At 40.5% G+C, this 22,785-nt stretch carries 17 protein-coding genes and 1 pseudogene; 10 read left to right on the top strand and 8 right to left on the bottom strand.

Annotated elements, in window-relative coordinates:
* Positions 1 to 113 precede the first annotated feature (113 nt).
* Positions 114 to 332, bottom strand: a complete 219-nt coding sequence (locus SYN7502_RS12925) for a hypothetical protein (protein ID WP_246828917.1) — start codon at positions 330 to 332, stop codon at positions 114 to 116.
* A gap of 265 nt (positions 333 to 597) precedes the next feature.
* Here SYN7502_RS12925 and psbP point away from each other — a divergent pair, with 265 nt between their 5' ends.
* Entirely contained in the window at positions 598 to 1,140 is a 543-nt protein-coding gene (psbP, locus tag SYN7502_RS12920) for a photosystem II reaction center PsbP (protein ID WP_015169241.1), read from the top strand.
* Between the two features lie 37 nt (positions 1,141 to 1,177).
* A complete protein-coding gene (locus SYN7502_RS12915) occupies positions 1,178 to 2,347 on the top strand; it encodes a SpoIIE family protein phosphatase (protein ID WP_015169240.1) in 1,170 nt (389 codons plus the stop codon).
* 4 nt (positions 2,348 to 2,351) lie between these two features.
* Here the strand turns inward: SYN7502_RS12915 and SYN7502_RS12910 are convergent, their stop codons facing one another.
* Positions 2,352 to 2,684 carry an STAS domain-containing protein gene (locus tag SYN7502_RS12910; RefSeq protein WP_015169239.1) on the bottom strand — a complete coding sequence of 111 codons (333 nt, stop codon included), beginning with the start codon at positions 2,682 to 2,684 and terminating at the stop codon, positions 2,352 to 2,354.
* A 129-nt stretch (positions 2,685 to 2,813) separates the two neighbouring features.
* Here SYN7502_RS12910 and SYN7502_RS21555 point away from each other — a divergent pair.
* Positions 2,814 to 2,885 (top strand): annotated as a pseudogene (locus SYN7502_RS21555) (hypothetical protein); the annotation flags it as partial.
* Between the two features lie 19 nt (positions 2,886 to 2,904).
* Here SYN7502_RS21555 and SYN7502_RS12900 read toward each other — a convergent pair.
* The 3 genes from SYN7502_RS12900 to SYN7502_RS12890 form a co-directional block, all read right to left on the bottom strand.
* Positions 2,905 to 3,870: a DNA polymerase III subunit delta' gene (locus tag SYN7502_RS12900; RefSeq protein WP_015169237.1), complete on the bottom strand. Its 966-nt coding sequence runs from the start codon at positions 3,868 to 3,870 to the stop codon at positions 2,905 to 2,907.
* Positions 3,871 to 3,945: 75 nt separating this feature from the next.
* Positions 3,946 to 4,608, bottom strand: a complete 663-nt coding sequence (locus SYN7502_RS12895) for a hypothetical protein (protein ID WP_015169236.1) — start codon at positions 4,606 to 4,608, stop codon at positions 3,946 to 3,948.
* Positions 4,609 to 4,625: 17 nt separating this feature from the next.
* Positions 4,626 to 5,633, bottom strand: a complete 1,008-nt coding sequence (locus SYN7502_RS12890; RefSeq protein ID WP_015169235.1) for a DNA-methyltransferase — start codon at positions 5,631 to 5,633, stop codon at positions 4,626 to 4,628.
* Positions 5,634 to 5,854: 221 nt separating this feature from the next.
* Between SYN7502_RS12890 and SYN7502_RS12885 the strand changes: the two genes are divergently transcribed.
* Complete coding sequence (locus SYN7502_RS12885) at positions 5,855 to 7,162, top strand: aminopeptidase P N-terminal domain-containing protein (RefSeq protein WP_015169234.1); 1,308 nt, start codon at positions 5,855 to 5,857, stop codon at positions 7,160 to 7,162.
* Positions 7,159 to 10,188: a GAF domain-containing hybrid sensor histidine kinase/response regulator gene (locus tag SYN7502_RS18400; RefSeq protein ID WP_051023631.1), complete on the top strand. Its 3,030-nt coding sequence runs from the start codon at positions 7,159 to 7,161 to the stop codon at positions 10,186 to 10,188. The genes SYN7502_RS12885 and SYN7502_RS18400 overlap by 4 nt, the downstream gene beginning before the upstream one ends.
* Before the next feature lie 280 nt (positions 10,189 to 10,468).
* On the opposite strand, the gene SYN7502_RS12875 is transcribed toward SYN7502_RS18400, so the two are convergent.
* A complete protein-coding gene (locus SYN7502_RS12875) occupies positions 10,469 to 13,288 on the bottom strand; it encodes a CHAT domain-containing protein (protein WP_015169233.1) in 2,820 nt (939 codons plus the stop codon).
* 218 nt (positions 13,289 to 13,506) lie between these two features.
* Between SYN7502_RS12875 and sfsA the strand changes: the two genes are divergently transcribed.
* Positions 13,507 to 14,247: a DNA/RNA nuclease SfsA gene (sfsA, locus tag SYN7502_RS12870; protein ID WP_015169232.1), complete on the top strand. Its 741-nt coding sequence runs from the start codon at positions 13,507 to 13,509 to the stop codon at positions 14,245 to 14,247.
* 71 nt (positions 14,248 to 14,318) lie between these two features.
* Positions 14,319 to 15,014 (top strand): two-component system response regulator RppA, encoded by a 696-nt coding sequence (rppA, locus tag SYN7502_RS12865; RefSeq protein WP_015169231.1) that lies wholly within the window; start codon positions 14,319 to 14,321, stop codon positions 15,012 to 15,014.
* 55 nt (positions 15,015 to 15,069) lie between these two features.
* Here the strand turns inward: rppA and SYN7502_RS12860 are convergent, their stop codons facing one another.
* Both SYN7502_RS12860 and SYN7502_RS12855 read right to left on the bottom strand, forming a co-directional pair.
* Positions 15,070 to 15,459 (bottom strand): DoxX family protein, encoded by a 390-nt coding sequence (locus tag SYN7502_RS12860; protein ID WP_015169230.1) that lies wholly within the window; start codon positions 15,457 to 15,459, stop codon positions 15,070 to 15,072.
* Positions 15,460 to 15,770: 311 nt separating this feature from the next.
* Positions 15,771 to 16,949 (bottom strand): DNA double-strand break repair nuclease NurA, encoded by a 1,179-nt coding sequence (locus SYN7502_RS12855; RefSeq protein ID WP_015169229.1) that lies wholly within the window; start codon positions 16,947 to 16,949, stop codon positions 15,771 to 15,773.
* Between the two features lie 204 nt (positions 16,950 to 17,153).
* Here SYN7502_RS12855 and ahr point away from each other — a divergent pair, with 204 nt between their 5' ends.
* From ahr to rpoB, 3 genes are all read left to right on the top strand, one after another.
* Positions 17,154 to 18,155, top strand: coding sequence for an NADPH-dependent aldehyde reductase Ahr (ahr, locus tag SYN7502_RS12850; protein ID WP_015169228.1), 1,002 nt, complete (start codon positions 17,154 to 17,156; stop codon positions 18,153 to 18,155).
* Positions 18,156 to 18,193: 38 nt separating this feature from the next.
* Complete coding sequence (locus tag SYN7502_RS12845; protein WP_015169227.1) at positions 18,194 to 19,330, top strand: cob(I)yrinic acid a,c-diamide adenosyltransferase; 1,137 nt, start codon at positions 18,194 to 18,196, stop codon at positions 19,328 to 19,330.
* Between the two features lie 148 nt (positions 19,331 to 19,478).
* On the top strand, positions 19,479 to 22,766 hold the full coding sequence (rpoB, locus tag SYN7502_RS12840) for a DNA-directed RNA polymerase subunit beta (RefSeq protein ID WP_015169226.1): 3,288 nt from the start codon (positions 19,479 to 19,481) through the stop codon (positions 22,764 to 22,766).
* The last annotated feature ends 19 nt before the right edge of the window (positions 22,767 to 22,785 follow it).

The following is a 22,785-nucleotide window of genomic DNA, read 5'->3' as shown; positions in this document are numbered from 1 at the left end:
CTATGGGAAACTTGTATGTGACTTGAATTATATAAACTTTTTTGAATTTATATTTCATTACTATTTACAGTCTAGGTCACTATAAGCCTATAGATAATGATATTTTGAGTATCTTATTGACGAGAGACTATTTTCTCAAAATCTGCTTGGGTTTCCTGTAATAGCTGACTACGACTATCATGGCGATCGCCCGACAAATGGGGAACAAGATTACGCGACTGTAGAGCCATATGCACCTGTAAATGAGCCACATACTCACTTAACTCTCGATTAGAACTATCATTATGGCTGAAACTGGAGTTTAAGAAGTTAGTTGTAATAGAGTTAGTCAAAATATTCTGCCTCACTATAAAAATTTACTGAGCATCAAAATTTACCGAGTCGTAGAAATTATGTATATAGCTACCCAAAGTTAGCCTTAACCTTAGCCAGATTCTTCTAAAGTATAGCGATCGCTAGTTAGGTGAAAATCCAGCATTGCTACTACAAAAATCTATCATAACTAGAGTAGTCACCGCCGCCTTTGTAATCAAGTGTAATGATAACGATCGCACTATGAGATATGCTAAAAGCATTAAATAATTCTTAATTAAACTTATGCTCAAACATGCTTTTGCCATTCTCCTGATGGTGTTTAGTCTTTCCCTGAGTGGCTGTGTAACTCAAACTAGCGGACTAGCACCATTTGTTGATAGCAGAGATGGGTATAGTTTTCTTCATCCTAATGGCTGGTTACAAAAATCTGTAGTCAATGGTCCCGATGTGGTTTTTCACGACATTGTTGAACCATCGGAAAATGTATCGGTGGTAATTGGCAAGCTCAAAAGCGTTAAAACCCTAGAAGATATTGGTACTCCACAGGATATTGGGCTTCGCATTCAAGAAAAAGTAATTGGCTCTCCTAACGCCAGTTTAATTAGTGCTGAGACATACCAAAATAACGGTAAGCCTTATTACTTACTTGAGTATAAAATTAGTTCCAGCAACAAGCCTAATGAATCCAGACATGATCTGGTCAGTGTCACTGCTAATGACGGGAACTTTTATACCTTAAGCATTTCCACCCTTGAAAGTCGGTGGCTGAAGCTCAAAGATTTGTTTTATCGAGTTGCCAATTCATTCACGGTTAATGTCGATTAATTATTGATTAATTATTAAAGTTAAATATTTATTTTCCATGTCTCAGATTCTCATAATCGATGACGACCCTACAACTCGGCTAATTTTATCAAAAGCACTTAAAACTGAGGGCTATAAAGTCGATGTCGCCGATAATGGGGAATTGGGATTAGAAAAAGCACAACAACTTAAACCTTCATTAATTATTTGTGACTGGGTCATGCCCTTAATGGATGGCTTGGAGGTATGTCGTCATGTCAAAAGTATTAAAAGTCTTGCAAATACTTACTTTATACTGCTTACTTCCCGTGATGGAGTTGAGGATATAGTTAAAGGCTTAGAGAATGGTGCCGATGACTTTTTACCCAAGCCAATCAGAAAAGATGAAATCAAAGCTAGGGTTAGAGCAGGACTAAGACTGCATAAAGCAAATAAGGATTTGGAATTTCAAAAATCTCGACTAGAAGCAGAACAGGCACAGGCAGCAGAATATGTGCGATCGCTTTTACCGAAAAAATTAGAAGGGATAGTTAGCATTGATTCTTATTTTAAACCTTCGACTAAACTCGGTGGCGATAGCTTTGATTTTTACTGGCTTGATGCCGATCATTTAATAGTTTATTTACTGGATGTATCTGGGCATGGAGTAGGGGCTGCTCTATTATCAGTATCTGTACTAAATTTACTCAGAACTAAGGGACTACAGAGTGTTACGGTTGCGGAAGCAGTGGACTTAACTAACCCTAGTCAAGTATTAAAGACTCTCAATGAATACTTTCAAATGTCTAAATATAATGACCTGTACTTTACGATCTGGTATGGAGTCTATAACAAAAATTCCCAAGAATTAACCTACTCTAGTGCTGGACATCCCCCTGCCGTTCTACTTTCACCACCAAACCCAGATCAATCTAAATCCCTAAAAACATCAGGTCTCCCCATTGGAATTATCCCAGGTACCAGTTATCAAAATGCCACTTGTCAAATCGAGTCAAATAGTAAACTCTATATTTTTAGTGATGGCGTGTATGAAATTACTGACAAAGATAACAGAGTCGGAACCTTTGTAGATTTTTTAGAGTTTCTTACTGCCTTAAATAAAACAATAAATAAAACATTGGATGAAACATCTGGCTTAAGGGAAATTATTGCTCAGATTATAGCGATCGCTAAATTTGGCGATGAATTTGAAGATGACTTTTCCCTGTTAGAAGTAATATTTAACTAAAAAACTAGATTTTGACGTTAACCCCAGTGCGAGCAGTAAACTCTTTAACATTGGCATAGACCTTAAAAATTGTACCCATACTGGTTAAATCGAACAACATTTGTACTTGATCGGTAGGTGAACAGAGGGCAAGGTCTCCTCCAGAACTACGAACTGTTTTTAATGCTGCCACCAAAGCTCCTAGTCCAGAGCTATCCATAAACGTAATATCCTTAAGATCAATCAACAAAAACTTGGGACTGAAAGCGGCTATATCAGCTACCTCACGGCGAAATTGATTAACATTAGTGACATCTAAACGTCCCGATGGTTGCATTACCCTAACTTCAGGATTCATGCTTAAGCTCCAAATAAGTTACTAACTTTCTATATTCATTCTATATATTCCCATGACCTTATCACACAACAAAGTTTTTGGGCGTTACATCATAGATTATGAGTTCAATCAAGAGAGAGGGAATGTCCAAAGTGTAGGTCTGAACATATACGCAAAAATGGAATTAAGCAAGAAAATCAAAATCATATTTGTCCTGAATAACACCGATTATTTACAAATATTAAAAGCTTAATAAAAGCACTTCCCACACCAGTCGGGGCTGGATGTAACTATTTAATTGTTGTTTGGCAATTTCTAAGGAATAGATAATTTTAATTGTTTGCTCTTGATTTTGCTGTCGCCACAGATAGTTCTGCACATAATTTAGGAGCCAAATCTGGGTTTCCAGTTCCAGTTCCTTACAGATATTTTTTGCCAAAGTTAATGCTTGAATCGGAGTGGTTGGCAGGTTTTGAATTTCGGTTAGCAGATTTGTTGGAATGGTTTGTAATTGGGCGAAATTAGCGATCGCTTCTCCGGGAGAACCTTGCGCCATATCAATTATTTCTGGTATTTGTGATAAATCATTGGAATTAACTGTATCACTTGCATTTTGGGGATTGGGAATAAAATTCTGGTTAGCTAAAACCTGTAATAAGTCGGCATTACTAAGGGCATAAAAAGGAATACGCTGGCACCGAGATACTAAAGTTGGCAATATTGATTCAATGCTGGGAGCAATTAAGATAATCGTGGCTTTACCCGGCTCTTCTAAGGTTTTGAGAAGTCCATTGGCAGCGGCTTCAGGCATAGTTTGAGCATCTTCAATTATTACTAGCGATCGCTTACTTTCCATCGGGGGATGACAGAGAAACTGACCAATGGCTCTAATTTGTTCTAGGCGAATTTGGGGAGCAGAGCGTTTTTTAATTCCAGATGTTAATGCCTCCGCAGCGGTTAGGAGTTTACCTTTATCTAAGTATGTTGGTTCCACCCACATTAAATCGGGATGATTTTTCGTTCTGACCCGTTGGGATGCTCTGGGATCATTAATTAGTGCTTCAGCAAAGGCTAGGGCTGTGAGTTTACGACCAATTCCCGCAATTCCCGTGAATAGATAGGCTGGGGCAATTCGATCTTGGTTTATAGCTGACCTTAACAGAGCGATCGCTGTATTTTGACCAATAATCCGATTAAAAGCATCCATATAAGTAACGTTTACAAATTAACCAGCCAGTTGAGACTTTTTGTATAGAGATTTATTAACTGGCTGATACCTAAGCTAATCACTATGGTTGAGCCAAAATTCTTTAACTTTAGCAAAATGGCTTAACCTCTCCTCAATTTTGGTAATTTCTCGTGGGTAAAACTCTGACAACGTATCGCATAATTCCAGCATCCACTGTTTACGAGAATAACCAGAATTAACAGTTATCACATTTGAGTTAGCGACTTGAATTTGACCCCAACCTAAAGCTCCAATTGTTAAGCAGTCCCACCCCAGAAACTCAATTGGTGCGAACGTAACTCTTTCAACTTGTACTCGGGTTCCCTCAACATCATACGCAACCATTAGAACTGCAAAAACATTCTTATCTGACTCGTAGAGACTGAGGCGCTCTACCGAAGTTAGGTTTGGCATATTGAATTTTGTACTCAGCCTGTGCGTTTTTACATCAATGACGTAGTAAAAACCGTTATCATCCTCGAAAGCCAAATCAGCCATTGCTCTCCGTGCAAAGTTGCTTGAGTAGTTTTTACAAATTTCTTCACCAAGCACTTGTTGTAAATTACTGCTAAGAACATCTTGAATAGCGTCACCAACCGCCCTTGGACTGTTTGCAGTCGATGAGGATAAGTAACCTTCTTGAGAGTTCAAAAACACTTTAATAGCTTCTTGAACTTCACCAAACCTATTGCTGTAAAAAATCTGGCTTTTTTCCATGGAGAGTTATTACTTTACTAAAAATTTATATCTTGCTGTTGAGGTATTGAATCATGATGAACATTGCGCTTCTTGTCAATAGAGCGTGCCTGCTCATTCAATGAATTTCTTTCCCAAAATACTCCTTCAGAATAACCTTGGATCGAAGGTTCAATTTCAACAATTTCAAGACGCTTCTCCACCAAGCAAGCGTACATTTCGTCAAGCTCTACCCCAAAATATTGCCTGCCTAATTTCTTGGCAACGACAGATGTTGTTCCTGAACCAAGAAAAGGATCAAAAATAACATCTCCTGGATTAGAGCTTGCAAGAATAGCTTTAGCAACCAATTTTTCTGGCTTTTGAGTTGGATGATCTGTGTTCTCTGGCATTGACCAAAAAGGAATTGTTAAATCTGTCCACAGGTTAGAGGGATGAGTAAGGCGATAGTTTCCTTGCTCGGTTCTATCCCAATCCTTTGGAGTACCATTCACGGTATAAGGAGCTATTACTTTTCGTTTCAGCTTGACTGCATCTACGTTGAAAATATATGTATCAGAAACAGTACAAAACCAAATATCTTCTGATGAGTTTTTCCAGTTTTTACTTGCTCCACGTCCTTTTTCTCTCTCCCATGTAATACGGTTACGAACTTGAAACCGATCTTTAACTACCTCGAACACAGCAGGAGAAGATTGCCAATCACAACATACATAAATTGAAGAAGTAGGCTTTAATATTTTCTCAAGTCTGGCAAAACACTTATCTAGCCAATCAGTATAAGTGTCTAAATCTTTCTTCTTAAAACTACTAGAGTTAAATGTTTTAGTTAAGTTATAAGGTGGATCGATAAATAGTAGATCGACAGATTGGCTTGGTAAGAAATCTATTACTTGGAATAAGTCTTGGTTAATGGTGCGATTGATTATATTTTTTAAATCTATCGGACTATCTAGTTTTAATAACCTTTGTTTGTAAACAGCTTGTTCTTGCTCAGTTAAAGTAATTGTTCTATTTCGGGGAGCACGTTTCTTATTTTGCTGCATAGTTAACCAGAAGTTAGTAGTAGAAACAGTAATGCCATAACCATACAAATATTATTCTTGTACTTTCTTCCATAGAGCGGCTAGATTACCAGATTTTACTAGCATTATTTCATGACCTTGTAAGTTCTTCGCTCTTGATTACCATATAACATTCATATAATTGGTATGAGCTAAAGTTGTTTTATCCCAAGTTTTATCTAACCTCAAAATCTTACTAAACTATGCACATTGAATATGCTCAACGTCGCCAACGCTTAATGGCAAAAATCGGCTCTGGGGTGGCTATATTTTCCAGTGCGCCTCCGGCGGTTAATCATGCGGATGTTGAGTATAACTATCGTCAAGACAGTGACTTTTATTACCTGACGGGCTTTACCGAACCCGATGCCGTAGCTGTATTTGTCCCTAATCACGAAGAGCATAGGTATATTTTATTTGTGCGTCCCCGTAACCCTGCGGCTGAGGTGTGGACAGGCTATAGAGCAGGACTAGAAGGAGCTAAAGAACTCTACGGGGCGGATATTGCCTACGATATTAGTGAACTAGATCAAAAACTGCCCCAATATCTAGAAAAATCCGATCCGCTTTACTATTCCTTTGGGCGGGATGGAAGCTTAAATCTCAGAATTATTAACCATTATCAAAAGTTATTATTTAGCTATGGTAAACGGGGAACTGGTCCTACGGCGATCGCCAATGCCAATTTATTACTAGCTCCGTTACGCCAACGCAAAAGTGAGTATGAACTCGAAAAAATGCGTAAAGCGATCGCCATTTCCGTGGAGGCACATAATCAAGCTTTTCTAAGTGCGCGTCCGGGGGGATTTGAATACGAAATTCAAGCACAAATGGAATATCATTTCCGTAAATCTGGAGCAATGGGTGTTGCCTATCCCTCGATTGTCGCATCAGGAGCAAATTCCTGTATTCTGCACTATGTCGATAACAATGCCCAAATGCAAGACGGCGACCTATTATTAATCGACGCAGGTTGTTGCTATGACTACTACAATGCTGATATAACCCGTACTTTTCCCGTGGGTGGAAAGTTTACCCCTGAGCAGAAAATTATCTATGAGTTGGTTTTAGAGGCACAATTAGCAGCGATCGCCGAGGTCAAACCCAATCATCCTTATAACCATACCTACGATGTGGCGGTGAAAATTATTACCCAAGGACTCTTAGATTTAGGGATTTTAGCAGGGGATTTAGATAAACTAATAGAAGAAAAGAAATATAAACCGTTCTTTATGCATGGTATTGGTCACTGGTTGGGGATGGATGTGCATGATGTAGGTATGTATAAGCTGGGTGAAACTTGGCTAAATATGGAAAAAGACATGATTATCACCATGGAGCCGGGTATTTACATTGCTCCTGATGCCAAAGCTGAAGAAGGACAGCCTGAAATTCACGATCGCTGGAAAGGCATTGGTATTCGCATTGAAGATGATGTTTTAGTTACAGATACAGGTAATGAAGTCCTGACCAAAGGTGTACCCAAATCCCTAGAAGCCATGGAAAAATGAAAGCTCCCTTACCCGAAAATGAGTCTCTCCGCTTAGAGGCATTAAAACGCTACAAGATCCTCGATACCGAGGCAGAAGAGGCATACGATCAAATCACCCGTCTTGCCTCTAGCATTTGTGGTACCCCAATTTCGTTAATTAGCCTCCTCGATAGCGATCGCCAGTGGTTTAAGTCTCGAACGGGGATGGGTGATTCGGAAACTCCTCGGGATTTTGCATTTTGTGGACATGCAATTTTGCAGCCCAATACGCCCCTAGTTGTGGAAGATGCTACTAACGATCTAAGATTTGCCGATAATCCCCTAGTCATAGGTGATCCACCCCACATCCGTTTTTATGCAGGTATTGCTTTAGTTACGCCCGATCATCTTCCTCTGGGGACATTATGTGTCATTGATCGTGTGCCTAGGAAACTTACTCCTGAGCAGATTGAAGCTTTACAGATTTTAAGTAATCAGGTCATTACCCAGTTTGAGTTGCGCTTAAAACTCCTAGAACTAAAACGGCGGGATGTGATCCTAGAAGCGGTAAATTACACGGCGGAACTATTTTTACAAACTGCCCACTGGGAAACAACCGTAAATACTGCCTTAGAAAAACTAGCGATCGCTGCGGGTGCCAACCGTGCCTATATTTTTCAGAATCTGCCCGAACAGAAAAGCCTATCCCTGCGTTACGAATGGCATGATCTAAATACTAAACCCCGTTTGAGACTGCCCCAATGGCAAGAGGTCTATACCGATCAAACTTGGCAACAGTTATGTCAGCTATCCCAAGTAATTCATGGTGCAACTTCCAGTTTAGATTATGGCTCAGACCTGATCAGTGCCGATGCCAAATCTACTCTCCTAGTGCCGATTATCAATGGTGATCAATGTTGGGGTGTGATTGGTTTTGAGGACTGTACAAATGATCGAGAATGGACAAATGCTGAAATTGATGCGGTTAAAGCCTCTGCCAAAATTATTAGTGCGGCGATCGCTCGTCAAGTTTCAGAGCAGGAATTGCGGCTAAGTGAGCAGAAATTCAGATCGTTGGTAGCCAATATCCCCGGTATTATTTACCGTTGCCAATATGATCACAACCTTACCATTGATTTTATTAGCGATAATATTACAGAAATTACGGGCTATCCTTTTGCCAACGAAATCCATAGCCAAAGACGTAAATTCCATGAATTAATCTACATCGAAGATCAGGAATTAGTATCAACGGCGATTCAGCAAGCACTAATCACCAAACAGCCCTATTTTATCGAATATCGGCTCATTAATGCCCAAGGTAACTTAGTGTGGGTATCGGATCGGGGGATTTTCAATCAGCAAGATAATCAAGATCAACAAATTTGGCTCGATGGGGTTTTATTTGACATTAGCGATCGCAAGCAAATTGAATCTACCCTCCTCCATTCCAATCTGCAATTATCACAGGCAAAACAGCAAGCTGAACAAGCAACCGTCGCTAAAAGTGAATTCCTCGCCACCATTAGCCATGAAATTCGTACTCCCATGAACGGCGTAATTGGCATGACCGAACTACTGCTTTCCACCAGCCTAAATTTGGAGCAAGAGGAATTTGTCAAAACCATTCAAACCTGCGGACAGAACCTCTTAACCTTAATTAATGAAATTTTGGACTTCTCGAAACTAGAAGCGGGAGAAGTAGAACTAGAAACCTTAGATTTTGACTTAAAGACCTGTATAGAGGGGGTAGGAGAGCTACTGGCAATTCAGGCACAGGCTAAAAATATTGAGCTAATCACCATTATTTATAAAGAAGTACCAACTAAATTACGAGGCGATCAGAATCGATTACAGCGCATTTTAATTAATCTAGTTTGTAATGCGATCAAGTTCACTTCCGAAGGTGAGGTAATCATTACAGCCTCCCTTGATTCGGAAAGTATTAATTCTGTCAAAATCCTATTTGCGGTCATTGATACTGGGATTGGCATTCCCCTCAATGCCCGTGCCAAGTTGTTTCAACCCTTTTCCCAAGTGGATGCTTCCACCACCCGCAAGTATGGAGGTACAGGTTTAGGATTGGCAATCTGCAAGCAGTTAGTAAATATGATGGGAGGGGAAATAGATTTCGATAGTGAAGAAGGGAAAGGCACTACTTTTTCATTCACTGCCGAGTTTATGAAGCAGCATAATGTTACCCAAAATGAGTATCAACATCAGGATTTAGAGAAGCTGGATCAGTTAAGAATATTAGTGGTGGATGACAATAGCAGTAATCGCAAAAATATGTGTAGCCTAGCTCAAAGTTGGCATATAGGTTGTGAGGCGGTTGCCAGTGGACAGGAAGCATTAATCTCGCTTAGCCAAAATTCCTATGATCTAGTGATTACGGATATGGAAATGCCAGAGATGGATGGAAGAACTTTGGGAAAATTGATTAAAGCTAATCCTCAAACCAGTCATATTCCCCTAGTGATGATGACAAGTGTAAATCAATCTGACCTCCGTTCCATCGCCCTCGAAGCTGAATTTGTCGAATGCTTGATCAAACCAGTTAAGCAATCAAGATTTTTAGAGGTTGTAACTAATTTGGTCAGTTGTCCCTTGTTACCTGCCGCAACTGTCCCTACACAAATTACCGCCATTCCTAGTATTAATATTAAAATTTTAGTGGCGGAAGATAATATGGTTAACCAAAAAGTGGCGATTAGACAACTCCAAAACCTAGGATATACAGCCGATATAGCCAACAATGGACAGGAAGTTTTAGATAAATTAGATCAAATTCCCTACGATATTGTGTTTATGGATTGTCAAATGCCCGTTTTAGATGGTTATTTAGCTAGTCAAAGTATTCGGGAGCGGGAATCAAACCGCAGCTATGGCGATCGCCGCCCTGTAGTAATTATTGCTATGACCGCTAATGCTATGTCTTCGGATCGCGATCGGTGCCTTGTGGCGGGAATGAATGACTATTTAAGTAAGCCTGTCACCAGAGATCAACTGAGTAAAATTCTTACTACTTGGGCAGCAACTATAGAACCTATACAAAGAGGGAAATGAGTTAAAAAGGAAGAATAACTTGAGAGAAAACTATGTCAAGCAACTCCTTTAGTCGATGATAGTGGTGAAGTAGAAAAATATAAACGGATTGATCAGCTAACTTGGTCTGAGGAAGAATTATTGCAGGGAAAATTGATTAAAATCAATAAATTCCCCAAAGACAAAAATGTAAAACTATTCTGGTGTCTCCAACTAGGACGGAATATGTTGTCACTAAAGACTTAACTCAAGACTACACCCCTGAAGCACAAGCTATCAGCTGTGGAATATTTGGGAAAATTTACAGACTATTTGCAATTACTACAAAGCTAGACCAGAAATAGGGATGATTGAAGCTTACCTCACCCTTTTGGATGCTTTTTTTTATCATCGCCAATTGAGACTGTCGTAATGCCATCAATATATTTTGGGTTTGTAAGTTTTGATAAAAGCCACTCATAAGTAGTTGAGTACCACTGTCAGAAACTGTCCAGAGGGAAGCGATCGAGGCTTTTGCTCCTGCCCGTTGCACTTGATAGCCAAATCCTAAAACCTCTGCACCCGTGCCGAAGGTACCTATTCCAGTTTCACAGGCACTTAATACGACTAGATCAGCAGCTTGTAGTTGCCAGGTGCTAATCTCCGCCAAAGTAACCTTACTACCATCTCCAAATAAAATATAGGAATCTAAGGGGCTACCAGTATTAAACTCAGCATGGGTGGCAAAATGAACAATTGCATTGCCAATTACCTGCTCCTTGGTCGCTTTAGCGGAGAAATTATTTTCCAGTAAACTTGTGACATTGGTGAAATTTTTAGCAATATTCTCCACCTCTGGAATTGAACCTGCTAAACCTTTGTTGCCAAATCTGCTTTCTCCATCTTTACCGCCAAATGCCCCTGCAAAAATTCGGAGGTTAGATATTTTAGATTGCGGTTTATATTGAGACTGGCGATCGCTATCAAACAGACTGTAGGCAATTAAGTTATTGATTTGATATTGTTCAACTAACCACTGCTTCCCATCATAAAGAGCAGCTAAGGGAATATAGCGTAAAATTCCATCGGGGGCATAAAGAATGGTGGTAGTATCTGTCTGTTTTAGTTGTGCCGCAAGAGGTTTAATCATTAAGTCATAGACTTTTTTGCCCGATATTTTGGCATCTTGGGATAGTGGGTTTTGCAGATCAGAACGAAAATCTTTGACCAGTTCTTCAAAATCTTTACCTTTAATGGCAACAGACTGATTAATTGGCGGATTATTAGCGGAAAATAAAATTAATTCAAGGCGATCGCTCAAAATTAAGGGATAAAGTAAAGCCGTATTTTTAGGAATTTTCTGAAGATAGATGGGAACTTGATTAATTTCTGAACGAGGGAGTTGGGCAATTTGGTTTGCTAGTTGACGGTTAAGCTCTGTAGTATTTGCAGTTAAAAGGCGATCGCTAATTATGCTTTCAGGTGCTAGGAGTTTAATCCTTTGATGAATAGCAAGATTTTGGTTTATATCTTTTTTTGCACCTTTGAAGTAATCCTCTAGTTCTTGAATTTTGAGCAGATCAAGAATTTGTAAAGCCTCTGTAATTCTACCTTTTTGTAATAACAAGTCAGCAAGACGACGATAACCTCCTTGGATAGTTTCTAGGTATGATCTTTGTTCTTCTTTACTCAAGCCATTAATATCTTTGCGAATCGATTCGGTAATATTAACTGATTGTTTATATGCCAAGATTGCTAAGTCTTTTTGATTAGATTTTGCTAAAGTTGCTCCCAAATTATTTAGAGTATTTCTTTCCCCTTGGCGATCGCCGATATACTTAAAAATGCCTATTGATTGTTGGTAAAGGTTAAGAGCCTCCTTATATTGACCTATCTCCCTGTAGATCAGTCCCAGATTATTGATGGCATTTGCTTCCCCTTGGCGCGCACCTAGTTGTTTTTTAATTTCTAAGGATTTTTGATAGAAGCTGATCGCCTTTTGATATTCCTTAAGATAGAAGTAGGAGCTACCTATATTATTAAGAGAAGAAGATTGCCCATCAAGATTACCCAATTGTTTTTCAATTTCTAGGGATTTTTGGGAAAACTCAATCGCCTTGTTGTATTGCTTGAGAGATTGATAGGTATTGCCGATATTACTTAAACTTACTGCCTCTCCTTGGCGATCGCCGATTCGGGTTTTGATTGCTAAGGATTGTTGGTAAAACTCTATGGCTTTTCGGTATTGTCCTAAACTTTGATAATTATTACCCAAATTATTCAGAGCATCTCCCTCACCGTTAGGATCACCGAGTTGTTCAAAAATGGCTAAAGCATGTTGATAGTAGGCGATCGCCTTTTGGTACTGCCCTTGGTTATAGTAAGCTCCCGCCAGATTATTTAGCGAACTTCCTATGCCATTGATGTCACTAATTTCCTGCCTAATTACTAATGACTGCTCGTAAACTTCTATGGCTTTTTGGTATTGTCCTAAATTTTTATAAGCAACACCTAAATTATTGAGAGAATTGCCTTCGCCTTTAAGATCGCTAGTTTCCTTTCTGATTGCCAAAGATTCTTGGTGAAATGTAATTGCTTTTTGGTATTGTCCTAGTCTTTCATAGCCAATTCCCAGCCCATTAAGTGCCGTTGCTTCACCATTGCGATCGCCAAGTCTTTTTTTAATAATCAAAGATTGCTGATAGAGATCAATTGCTTTTTGATACTGTCCTAGCCTGAAATAACCATTGCCTATATTATTCAGTGATGTTCCTTCACCACCAAGATCATTATTTTCCTTTCTGATTGCTAAAGCTTTCTGATGAAATTCAACCGCCTTTTGATACTGTCCGACTCTGTTATAAGTAATTCCCAAATTATTAAAGACATCTCCTATACCTTGGCGATCGCCGATCTGTTGATAAATTTGTAAGGATTGGTGAAATGATTGTAGTGCCTCTGCATATTTATTAATATCCAAATAGTCTAATCCTTCTTGCAATAGACGTTTAGCCTCCAAGGATTGATCTGTTGGAACCTGTGCCGACACCTCTATTACTTCTAGTTGTAAAGGTATAGACAACCCCAAACCCACAAAACCCACACAGAGGATTCCCACTGATACACTGAAATTCTTAGACATTTTTATATTGAGAATATTGAGAGGATATTTAAAGTTATTGAAAGCCTTAGAAATCAAATTACTAACACTAGATCAAGATCACCTAATACAGCCAATTATGACTGTACTGATGCCCAGAATGAACTATAAATCGACTACCTGTTTCATGTAATTTAAATCTCTATATTTAAAAAATTTCTAAACTTTCCGCAAAATTAGCAAAATGCAATAACAAATCTATGATTGTCCATACCTATCCTCCCTTAATTGGGGGAACTTTAGTTAAACGCTACAAACGCTTTTTTGCTGATATTGAGCTTAGTAATGGAGAAATAGTTACTGCCCACTGTGCTAATACTGGACCCATGACGGGTATATGTACGATTGGTAGTTCTGTTTACTTATCCCAATCTAGTGATCCAAAACGCAAGCTCAAGTACACATGGGAAATCATAGATGTAAATGGGATTTGGGTAGGGGTAAACACCTCATTACCTAATAAAATTATCGGCTCAATGCTCGATCGCCATCTTTTACCCGAATTAGAACCTTACGATAGTTTTAAGCCCGAAGTTGCCTACGGTAGTGAAAAGAGCCGTATTGATTTTCTATTAACCCATGCTCATAATGATTCTAATCAGGATTCCAAAAAGCTAACCACAACATATACCAAAACTTATCTGGAAGTAAAAAATACAACTTGGCATGATGGTAATATCGCTCTATTTCCAGATACGGTAACAACGAGGGGGCAAAAGCATCTGCGGGAATTAATGGGAGTGATTGCTCAGAACACGAAATCTGCGATCGTTTATTTTATTAATCGGAGTGATTGTGATGATTTTAGGGCAGGCAAACAAGCTGATCCAGAGTATGCCCAGTTATTAGATGAGGCAATGATTGCAGGTGTAAAAGTTCTGCCCTATCGGTTCCATATCACGCCTCAGTCTGTGGAATTTTTAGGGATAGTAAAATTTTAGAACTTGACTTTAAAAATTTGGAAAAAAAATCTGAAACTTGAAAATTTAATAACAAAAAACAGATAATACCGATGCGACTACTACTAGTGGATGACGAGGAAGAACTAACAAAACCCTTGCAAAGGTTATTAATTAATCAAGGTTATGCTGTGGACGTGGCAACTGATGGTAAAACTGGTTGGCAACTGGCACAAACTCAAACCTATGACCTTTTAATTTTAGATTGGGTGATGCCGATTATGTCAGGAGTTGAACTATGCCGATCGCTTCGTCAAACAGGAGATCATACGCCAGTGCTATTTTTAAGTGCTAAGGATACTTTAGATGAACGGGTAGAAGGTTTGGATAGTGGTGCCGATGATTATCTAGTCAAACCCTTTGAGCTTAAAGAGCTATTAGCCCGCATCCGTGCCTTATTACGCAGGACATCATTATCTTCTGGGGAATCTTTAGAGGCAAGTTCAGAGAAATCAGAGCCTCAAACCTTAGTATTCGCTAATCTGGAGTTAGATATTAATAGTCAGGTTTTGTACCGCGATCGCCAGTCAATTCCTTTATCTGAAAAAGAATGTCAGCTATTGGCTTATTTTATGCAACATCCTAATCAACTGCTAACCCACGATCAAATTCAACATCATATTTGGCATGAGGATATTCCAACTAATACCTTAGTGGCACAGATTCGGTTGTTAAGACGCAAAATTGATCAAGATTCTGAAAACTCTCTAATTAACACGGTGTATGGGAAAGGTTATCGATTTGGCTAAATCAAACTGGGTAAGCTGACTATACTCCAATCCATAAATCAAATCCAGAGGTGCTTTAAGTCTGAGTATGTTTTTTACTTCCTAATTCTGCACTCCACCAAATCCAATAAATTAGTAATCCCTGTAATGGTAATCTTAGCCATAGCAAAATTAAAGGGAAGTTTAAGCCAATCTGCTCATAGTTCACGACCATATTAATATTGGCAGGAAACACAGCTACCATTAATGCCACTAAGCCATAGCCTGCGGGGATTTGCAGAAAAGGAATGAAGATGCCAATGCCTCCTAAAATCTCAAAAACACCACTGATATAAACCAGTTCTAAATGGGCGGGTAAATAGGGTGGCATAATTTTTACATACATCGAACTTGCTGTAAAATGCAGAATCCCAGCCCCAATGAAAAAGATTGCCAAGAAAATCCGAGAGATTAATTTATAGTTCATGGCTTGTTTTTAACTTGTAGTTTATCTAGACGGTATAAGAAATACTGAACCTAGAATACTTACTTCAGTTCCCATAGCTCCCGAATATTCATCAATTATTTGGCAGATATTTATCAAACTATCCCCTATTTCTAGTTTGTTGCAGTTAATGCGCTTTATCAGTGTTATGGGGTAAGAATAAGGATAAAACCATAACGGGGCTTCGCCCATCGACCCTATTTAATTAGGACTATCTTTACAGAGCGAACGGAGTAGGAGTCGTTCCTCACACTCGTTTCTGCCAGAACTTTATAAATTTGACTGACTATTTACTAGGCAATACTGCCCCGTTTCCGAGTTTCTTTAAAGGATGTCCCCACATTCCGTAAACCCGCCTGAATCATCTGTTGTTCCAGCATGGCAAAAAACCGATATCGATCGCCCCCTGTAACTACTGCCTGATTATGTGCCTCTGCTAACACAACTGGATAACCATAACCCTTCTGCACTTGGGCGAGAATAATGCTTAAGCATTGCGATCGCAAATTTTGATCCAAGGCAGTCCACTCTGGCATCTCTATCCTTGCCACTTCTGACCCCACATGCAGATAACAAAAATAAATAGAATGCTCACCATATTCCTGCAAAATCTTGGCATGACTACGCCACATAGGACTACATTCCCCATACTTTAAAAGTCTTTGCCATAACGTCCCATCTCTGAGGGGCTGAGTGCGGCTACAGGGTAACGAATCCAAAAGTTTATTCCCACAATAACCGCTACAGTCAGGTTCTGAAAATGGACAAGCTTGCAACCGTAAGAAGTTGATCGACTCTCCCGCCCGTGGCGCACTGATATATCCTGCTACTGGAATATTAGAGAGGCGCAGTTGATCCCAAGAGGCAAGAATATCTGGCAAAATTTGCTTGCGCGCTCCCGCAGGTAACATCTCCAAATTCCAGTGAATTAGAGAACCATCGGACAAAGCCAAAATTGGTCGTTCTTTTTGATGCTTACAGGCAAAATCCCCAAGAGCGATCGCCTCATCAACAGTTCTTCTTAAACTCATCCATTCTTCGGTTTGAATTCCCCACTGGCGAGATTTATATAAATCTTCAGATTTGTAATAGACATTCGGGACATTATCTAAAACTGGAACTACGCCATCACCGTAATGGATAGCTACCCTACCCACATTTATCAAATAGCAGTAAGCAACTTCATGACGACTGGGAGAAATTTGGGAGCCATCGGTGGCAATTACGGAATGTAAACCAGAGATCGCTTCATATTTAGAAATTTGTTCTAATGCTTCTACTGGTTCGGCACAACTAAAAGCTAATTTTTCCTGCCATTGCTGATATTGGGTTTTTAATAGAGTTTCATTAGCGATCGCCTGATTAAATAAATCCTCTGCCAGATTGAGCTTTACGGCTAGCTGCTTTGCCTCTTTTTGCAGTTGCTCGGACATTCCCTGCATTTGCCCCGCAATTTTGAGTAAGTCAAGCATTATTCTGGTTAGATCGTGATTGGACTAATAGCTAGTTTAACTTCCTCTCACAAAATTAACATTTCCCTAATCATTAACTTCTCGCCATAGGTCATAGTATAAAAACAAAGAGTTTAGCTCAGCTAATTTTTTATATCGGAATGCATTACTTAAACTATAGTTAGACTACAATCGAAATAAAATTTCTACAGGGATATTAGATTTATGATTCATGCTTACGCAGCCCATTCTCCATCTGGAATACTAGAGCCTTTTGAGTACGATCCCGGTGAACTAGGCGCAGAGGAAGTTGAAATTACGGTGGAATATTGTGGAATTTGCCACAGCGACCTTAGTATGCTCGATAATGAATGGGGCATTAGCCAATATCCCCTAGTCCCCGGTCATGAAGTGGTGGGAACGATCGCTGCGATAGGTAATGCGGTCAAAAAATTAAAAGTAGGGCAAAGAGTGGGTTTAGGATGGTACTCCCGTTCCTGCTTAACCTGTGAATGGTGCGTAGGTGGAGATCAAAATCTCTGCCAAACTGCCGAGCAAACCATTGTGGGCAGATATGGAGGATTTGCCGATAGGGTGCGTGCTAATGAAGGTTGGGTAATTCCTTTACCTGAAGGACTTGATCCATCAACATCGGGACCACTTTTCTGCGGCGGCATAACCGTATTTAATCCCATAGTCCAATTTAATATCAAGCCAACGGATCATGTGGGCGTGATTGGTATTGGTGGCTTAGGACACATGGCATTAGGGTTTTTAAAGGCTTGGGGCTGTGACGTTACAGCGTTTTCCACCTCCCCCGATAAAGAAGCCGAAACTAGAGCTTTAGGTGCTAATCACTTTATTAACTCCCGTGACCCTGAGGCGATCTCCAAGGCAGCAAATACCTTTGATTTGATCCTTTCCACTGTTTCTGCTGACTTAGATTGGAGTGCCTATATCGCCATGCTGCGTCCCAAGGGTCGGTTACACTTTGTAGGTATAGCTCCTAATCCAGTTTCTAGCTTAGTTTTTCCCCTAGTTGTCGGACAAAAATCCATTTCTGGTAGTCCCCTCGGCAGCCCCGCCACGATCGCCCAAATGTTAGAATTTAGTAATCGCCATGATTTTGAGCCAACGGTGGAAATATTTCCATTTGACCAAGTTAATGAAGCGATCGCTAAACTACGGACAGGCAGACCTCGCTACCGTCTGGTACTTAAACACTAATTTTTTTAATTATTTATTTTTTTAATTAGACTTACTCTATGGCGGATATAGGAATCATGACAGCGCAGGTGCGCCCTGAACGTGCTGTCGGGCAGATTCATGTTTATGATGGCATGGGTAAAGGTAAATCCCAAGCGGCATTAGGTGTGGTTTTGCGATCTCTAGGACTTGGTATGGCAGCCACAGACCCCTCAGAAACTAGAATTTTACTGCTCAGATTTTTGAAAGGTTATGGTCGAGAATATGCTGAAGATGCAGCGATTGCAGCCCTGAAACAAGGATTTCCCCATTTAATCGATCAAGTTCGCACTGGACGACCCGAATACTTCAATGCCGACCAAATTACCCCCCTAGATCGGGCTGAAGCAGAACGGGGATGGGATGTGGCGCGTGGTGCGATCGCTTCTGGCTTATACTCAGTGATTGTTTTAGATGAGCTCAATCCTGTACTTGATTTGGGGCTTTTACCCCTAGATCGGGTGATCAAAGACCTAAAACGCAAACCTGAACATCTAGAGATTATTGCCACAGGTAGAGGTGCGCCCCCAGCCCTCTTGGAAATTGCCGATCTCCACTCCGAAATGCGGCTCCATGAACCCAATCCCAATTTTGCTGAATATGGCATCACAGGTATTGAAATCTATACTGGTGCAGGTAAAGGTAAAAGTACCTCAGCACTAGGTCGCTCCCTACAGGCGATCGGTAAAGGTATTAGTCGAGATCAATCCCACCGAGTTTTGATTATGCAGTGGCTCAAAGGTGGTACAGGCTATACCGAAGATGCGGCAATCGCCGCCCTCAACCGTAGTTATCCCAGTGTGGTCGATCACCAAAGATGTGGACGAGATGCGATCGTGTGGCGGGGGAAACAACAGGAACTGGACTTTATCGAGGCACAACGGGGATGGGAAATTGCCTCAGCCGCGATCGCCTCAGGACTATATAAAACTATTATCCTAGATGAACTCAATCCCACCGTTGACCTAGAACTTTTACCTGTCGAACCAATTTTTCAGGCACTCCTACGCAAACCCCGTGATACCGAGGTAATTATTACTGGGCGTTGCTACAAACAACCCGCCTATTTTGACCTAGCCAGTGTGCATTCCGAGATGGTATGCCACAAACATTACTCTGATCGCGGTATTGATCTAAAACCGGGCGTTGATTTTTAATACTTGCCAGAATAAATCCAACCAAATAAAACTTAACAAAAATTCTGTCATAGGTAGTTGACAAATGCCTATTATCAAAATATAGTTAAGAACTTATGCCTTGATGAGGCGAGATGTACACTCTCACTAAAACTACAGTCATTAGTGCATGAATAAGCCAACACATATAACTCCTGCTTTTGCTTTACCAGATTTAGTAGAAATTCAGCGGGAAAGTTTCCGATGGTTCTTAGAAGAAGGTTTAATCGAAGAGTTAGATAGTTTCTCTCCCATAACCGACTATACAGGGAAAATGGAACTCCACTTTGTCGGAAAAGAATTTAAGCTCAGGAGTCCAAAGTACAGCGTTGATGAAGCCAAGCGTCGTGATGCCACCTATGCCGTTCAAATGTATGTTCCTACCCGCCTAATTAACAAAGAAACAGGCGAAATCAAGGAACAAGAAGTATTTATAGGCGATCTCCCGCTTATGACTGATCGTGGAACCTTTATTATTAATGGGGCAGAGCGTGTAATCGTCAATCAAATTGTGCGTAGTCCTGGGGTTTATTTTAAATTAGATATAGACAAAAATAGCCGTCGCACCTACAACGCCAGCCTAATTCCTAACCGGGGTGCATGGCTCAAGTTTGAGACCGATAAAAATGATCTGGTTTGGGTCAGAATTGACAAGACCAGAAAGCTTTCCGCTCAAGTTTTATTAAAGGCATTGGGTTTAACTGATGCTGAAATTTTTGACTCTTTGCGTCACCCCGAATACTTCCAAAAAACAATTGATAAAGAAGGACAATTTGGTGAAGAAGAAGCACTAATGGAGCTTTATCGCAAACTCCGTCCCGGTGAGCCTCCTACCGTTAGTGGTGGGCATCAGTTGCTTGAATCTCGATTCTTTGATCCTAAACGCTATGATCTAGGTAAAGTTGGGCGGTATAAGCTCAATAAAAAGCTGCATCTCAATATTCCCGATGATAAACGAGTTTTAACATCTGAAGACATTCTGGCATCGATTAATTACTTGATCAATTTAGAGTTTGATGTTGGACAAATCGATGACATTGATCACCTCGGTAACCGTCGTGTACGTTCTGTCGGTGAACTTTTGCAAAATCAAGTTCGAGTTGGACTAAATCGACTAGAGCGAATTATTCGTGAACGGATGACTGTTTCTGACTCCGATTCCCTTACCCCTGCCTCTTTAGTTAACCCTAAACCCTTAGTTGCTGCCATTAAAGAGTTCTTTGGTTCCAGTCAACTGTCTCAGTTTATGGATCAAACTAATCCTTTAGCTGAGCTTACCCACAAACGGCGGATTAGTGCTTTAGGTCCTGGTGGTTTAACCCGTGAACGGGCAGGATTTGCAGTGCGGGATATTCACCCTAGTCACTATGGTCGAATTTGCCCAATTGAAACTCCTGAAGGACCAAATGCAGGGTTAATCGGTTCCTTAGCAACCCATGCTCGTGTTAATCAGTATGGCTTTATTGAAACTCCTTACTACCCCGTAGAAGCAGGCAGAGTCCGACGTGACTTAGCACCTGTGTATATGACTGCTGATGAAGAAGATGAACTAAGAGTTGCTCCTGGTGATATTCCCACCGATGAATCTGGCAAGATTACCAGTGATTTAGTGCCTGTGCGCTATCGCCAAGAATTTGGTACCGCTTCACCTACTGAAGTTGATTATGTAGCAGTATCTCCAGTGCAAATCATTTCAGTGGCAACTTCCTTAATTCCGTTCCTTGAACATGATGATGCCAACCGCGCACTCATGGGGTCTAACATGCAGCGGCAAGCTGTACCTTTATTACGTCCTGAACGTCCATTAGTGGGAACAGGTCTAGAGCCACAAGCTGCTAGGGACTCAGGTATGGTGGTTGTATCTCGTACCGATGGTTATGTCAGCTATGTTTCTGCTGATGAGATTAGAGTCCGCTCTGATGCGGGAGGAGAAACCGCTTATTACCTTCATAAGTATCAACGCTCTAACCAAGATACTTGCCTAAATCAGCGTCCTATTGTGTTTGTTGGCGATCGCGTAGTCACTGGTCAAGTAATGGCAGATGGTTCGGCTACCGAAGGTGGCGAATTAGCGCTGGGGCAGAATATTCTTGTAGCATATATGCCTTGGGAAGGCTACAACTATGAAGATGCAATCTTGATCAACGAACGTCTAGTTTATGATGATGTTTACACCTCCATTCACATTGAAAAATTTGAAATTGAGGCTCGTCAAACCAAGCTAGGACCGGAAGAAATTACTCGAGAAATTCCTAATGTTGGGGAAGATACGCTCCGTCAACTTGATGAACAGGGTATTATTCGGACTGGGGCATGGGTCGAAGCTGGAGATATTCTTGTTGGTAAAGTTACTCCCAAAGGTGAATCTGATCAGCCTCCTGAAGAAAAGCTACTCAGAGCAATTTTTGGGGAAAAAGCTAGAGACGTTAGGGATAATTCTTTAAGAGTTCCCAACGGTGAAAAAGGTCGGGTAGTCGATGTGCGGGTATTTACCCGTGAACAAGGTGATGAACTCCCACCTGGAGCCAATATGGTTGTTAGAGTCTATGTTGCTCAAAAGCGTAAAATCCAAGTTGGCGATAAAATGGCTGGTAGGCATGGTAATAAAGGGATTATCTCCCGCATCCTATCTAAGGAAGATATGCCATACCTTGAAGATGGAACACCCTTAGATATTGTCTTAAATCCTTTAGGGGTACCTTCACGGATGAATGTGGGACAGGTATTTGAGTGCTTATTGGCATGGGCAGGAGAAAATAGGGATGTCAGATTTAAGATTACTCCTTTTGATGAAATGCATGGAGAAGAGATGTCTAGAGCCTCGGTGCATGAACAATTAGCTCAAGCTCAGCGTGAAACAGGAGATGAATGGCTCTTTAATCCCGAAAATCCTGGGAAGCTTACCGTATATGACGGACGAACGGGTGAGCCTTTTGATCAGCCTGTAACGGTGGGTAAGGCATATATGCTTAAGCTAGTTCACCTTGTTGATGATAAGATTCATGCTCGTTCCACTGGTCCTTATTCTTTAGTTACTCAGCAACCTTTAGGTGGTAAAGCACAGCAAGGAGGACAAAGATTTGGAGAGATGGAAGTATGGGCTTTAGAGGCATTTGGTGCAGCATATACTTTGCAAGAGCTTTTAACCGTTAAGTCTGATGATATGACTGGACGTAATGAATCCTTAAATGCGATCGTCAAAGGCAAAGCAATTCCTCGACCTGGTACTCCAGAATCATTCAAGGTACTGGTACGAGAGTTGCAATCACTATGTCTTGATGTATCGGTTCATAAACTGGAATCAAGAGAAGATGGAAAGAATAAGGATACAGAGGTTGACTTAATGGTCGATATTAGTACAAGACGTGTGCCTGCCCGCCCTACCTATGAGTCTTACAACAAAGATGATGAAGATTAATTGCTCTCATCAATACTGA

This window comes from Synechococcus sp. PCC 7502 (assembly GCF_000317085.1).
In the GTDB taxonomy this organism is placed as follows: Bacteria; Cyanobacteriota; Cyanobacteriia; order Pseudanabaenales; family Pseudanabaenaceae; genus PCC-7502.
The sequence above is the reverse complement of the archived record's forward strand: the minus strand, read 5'-3'. Positions and strand labels throughout refer to the sequence as shown.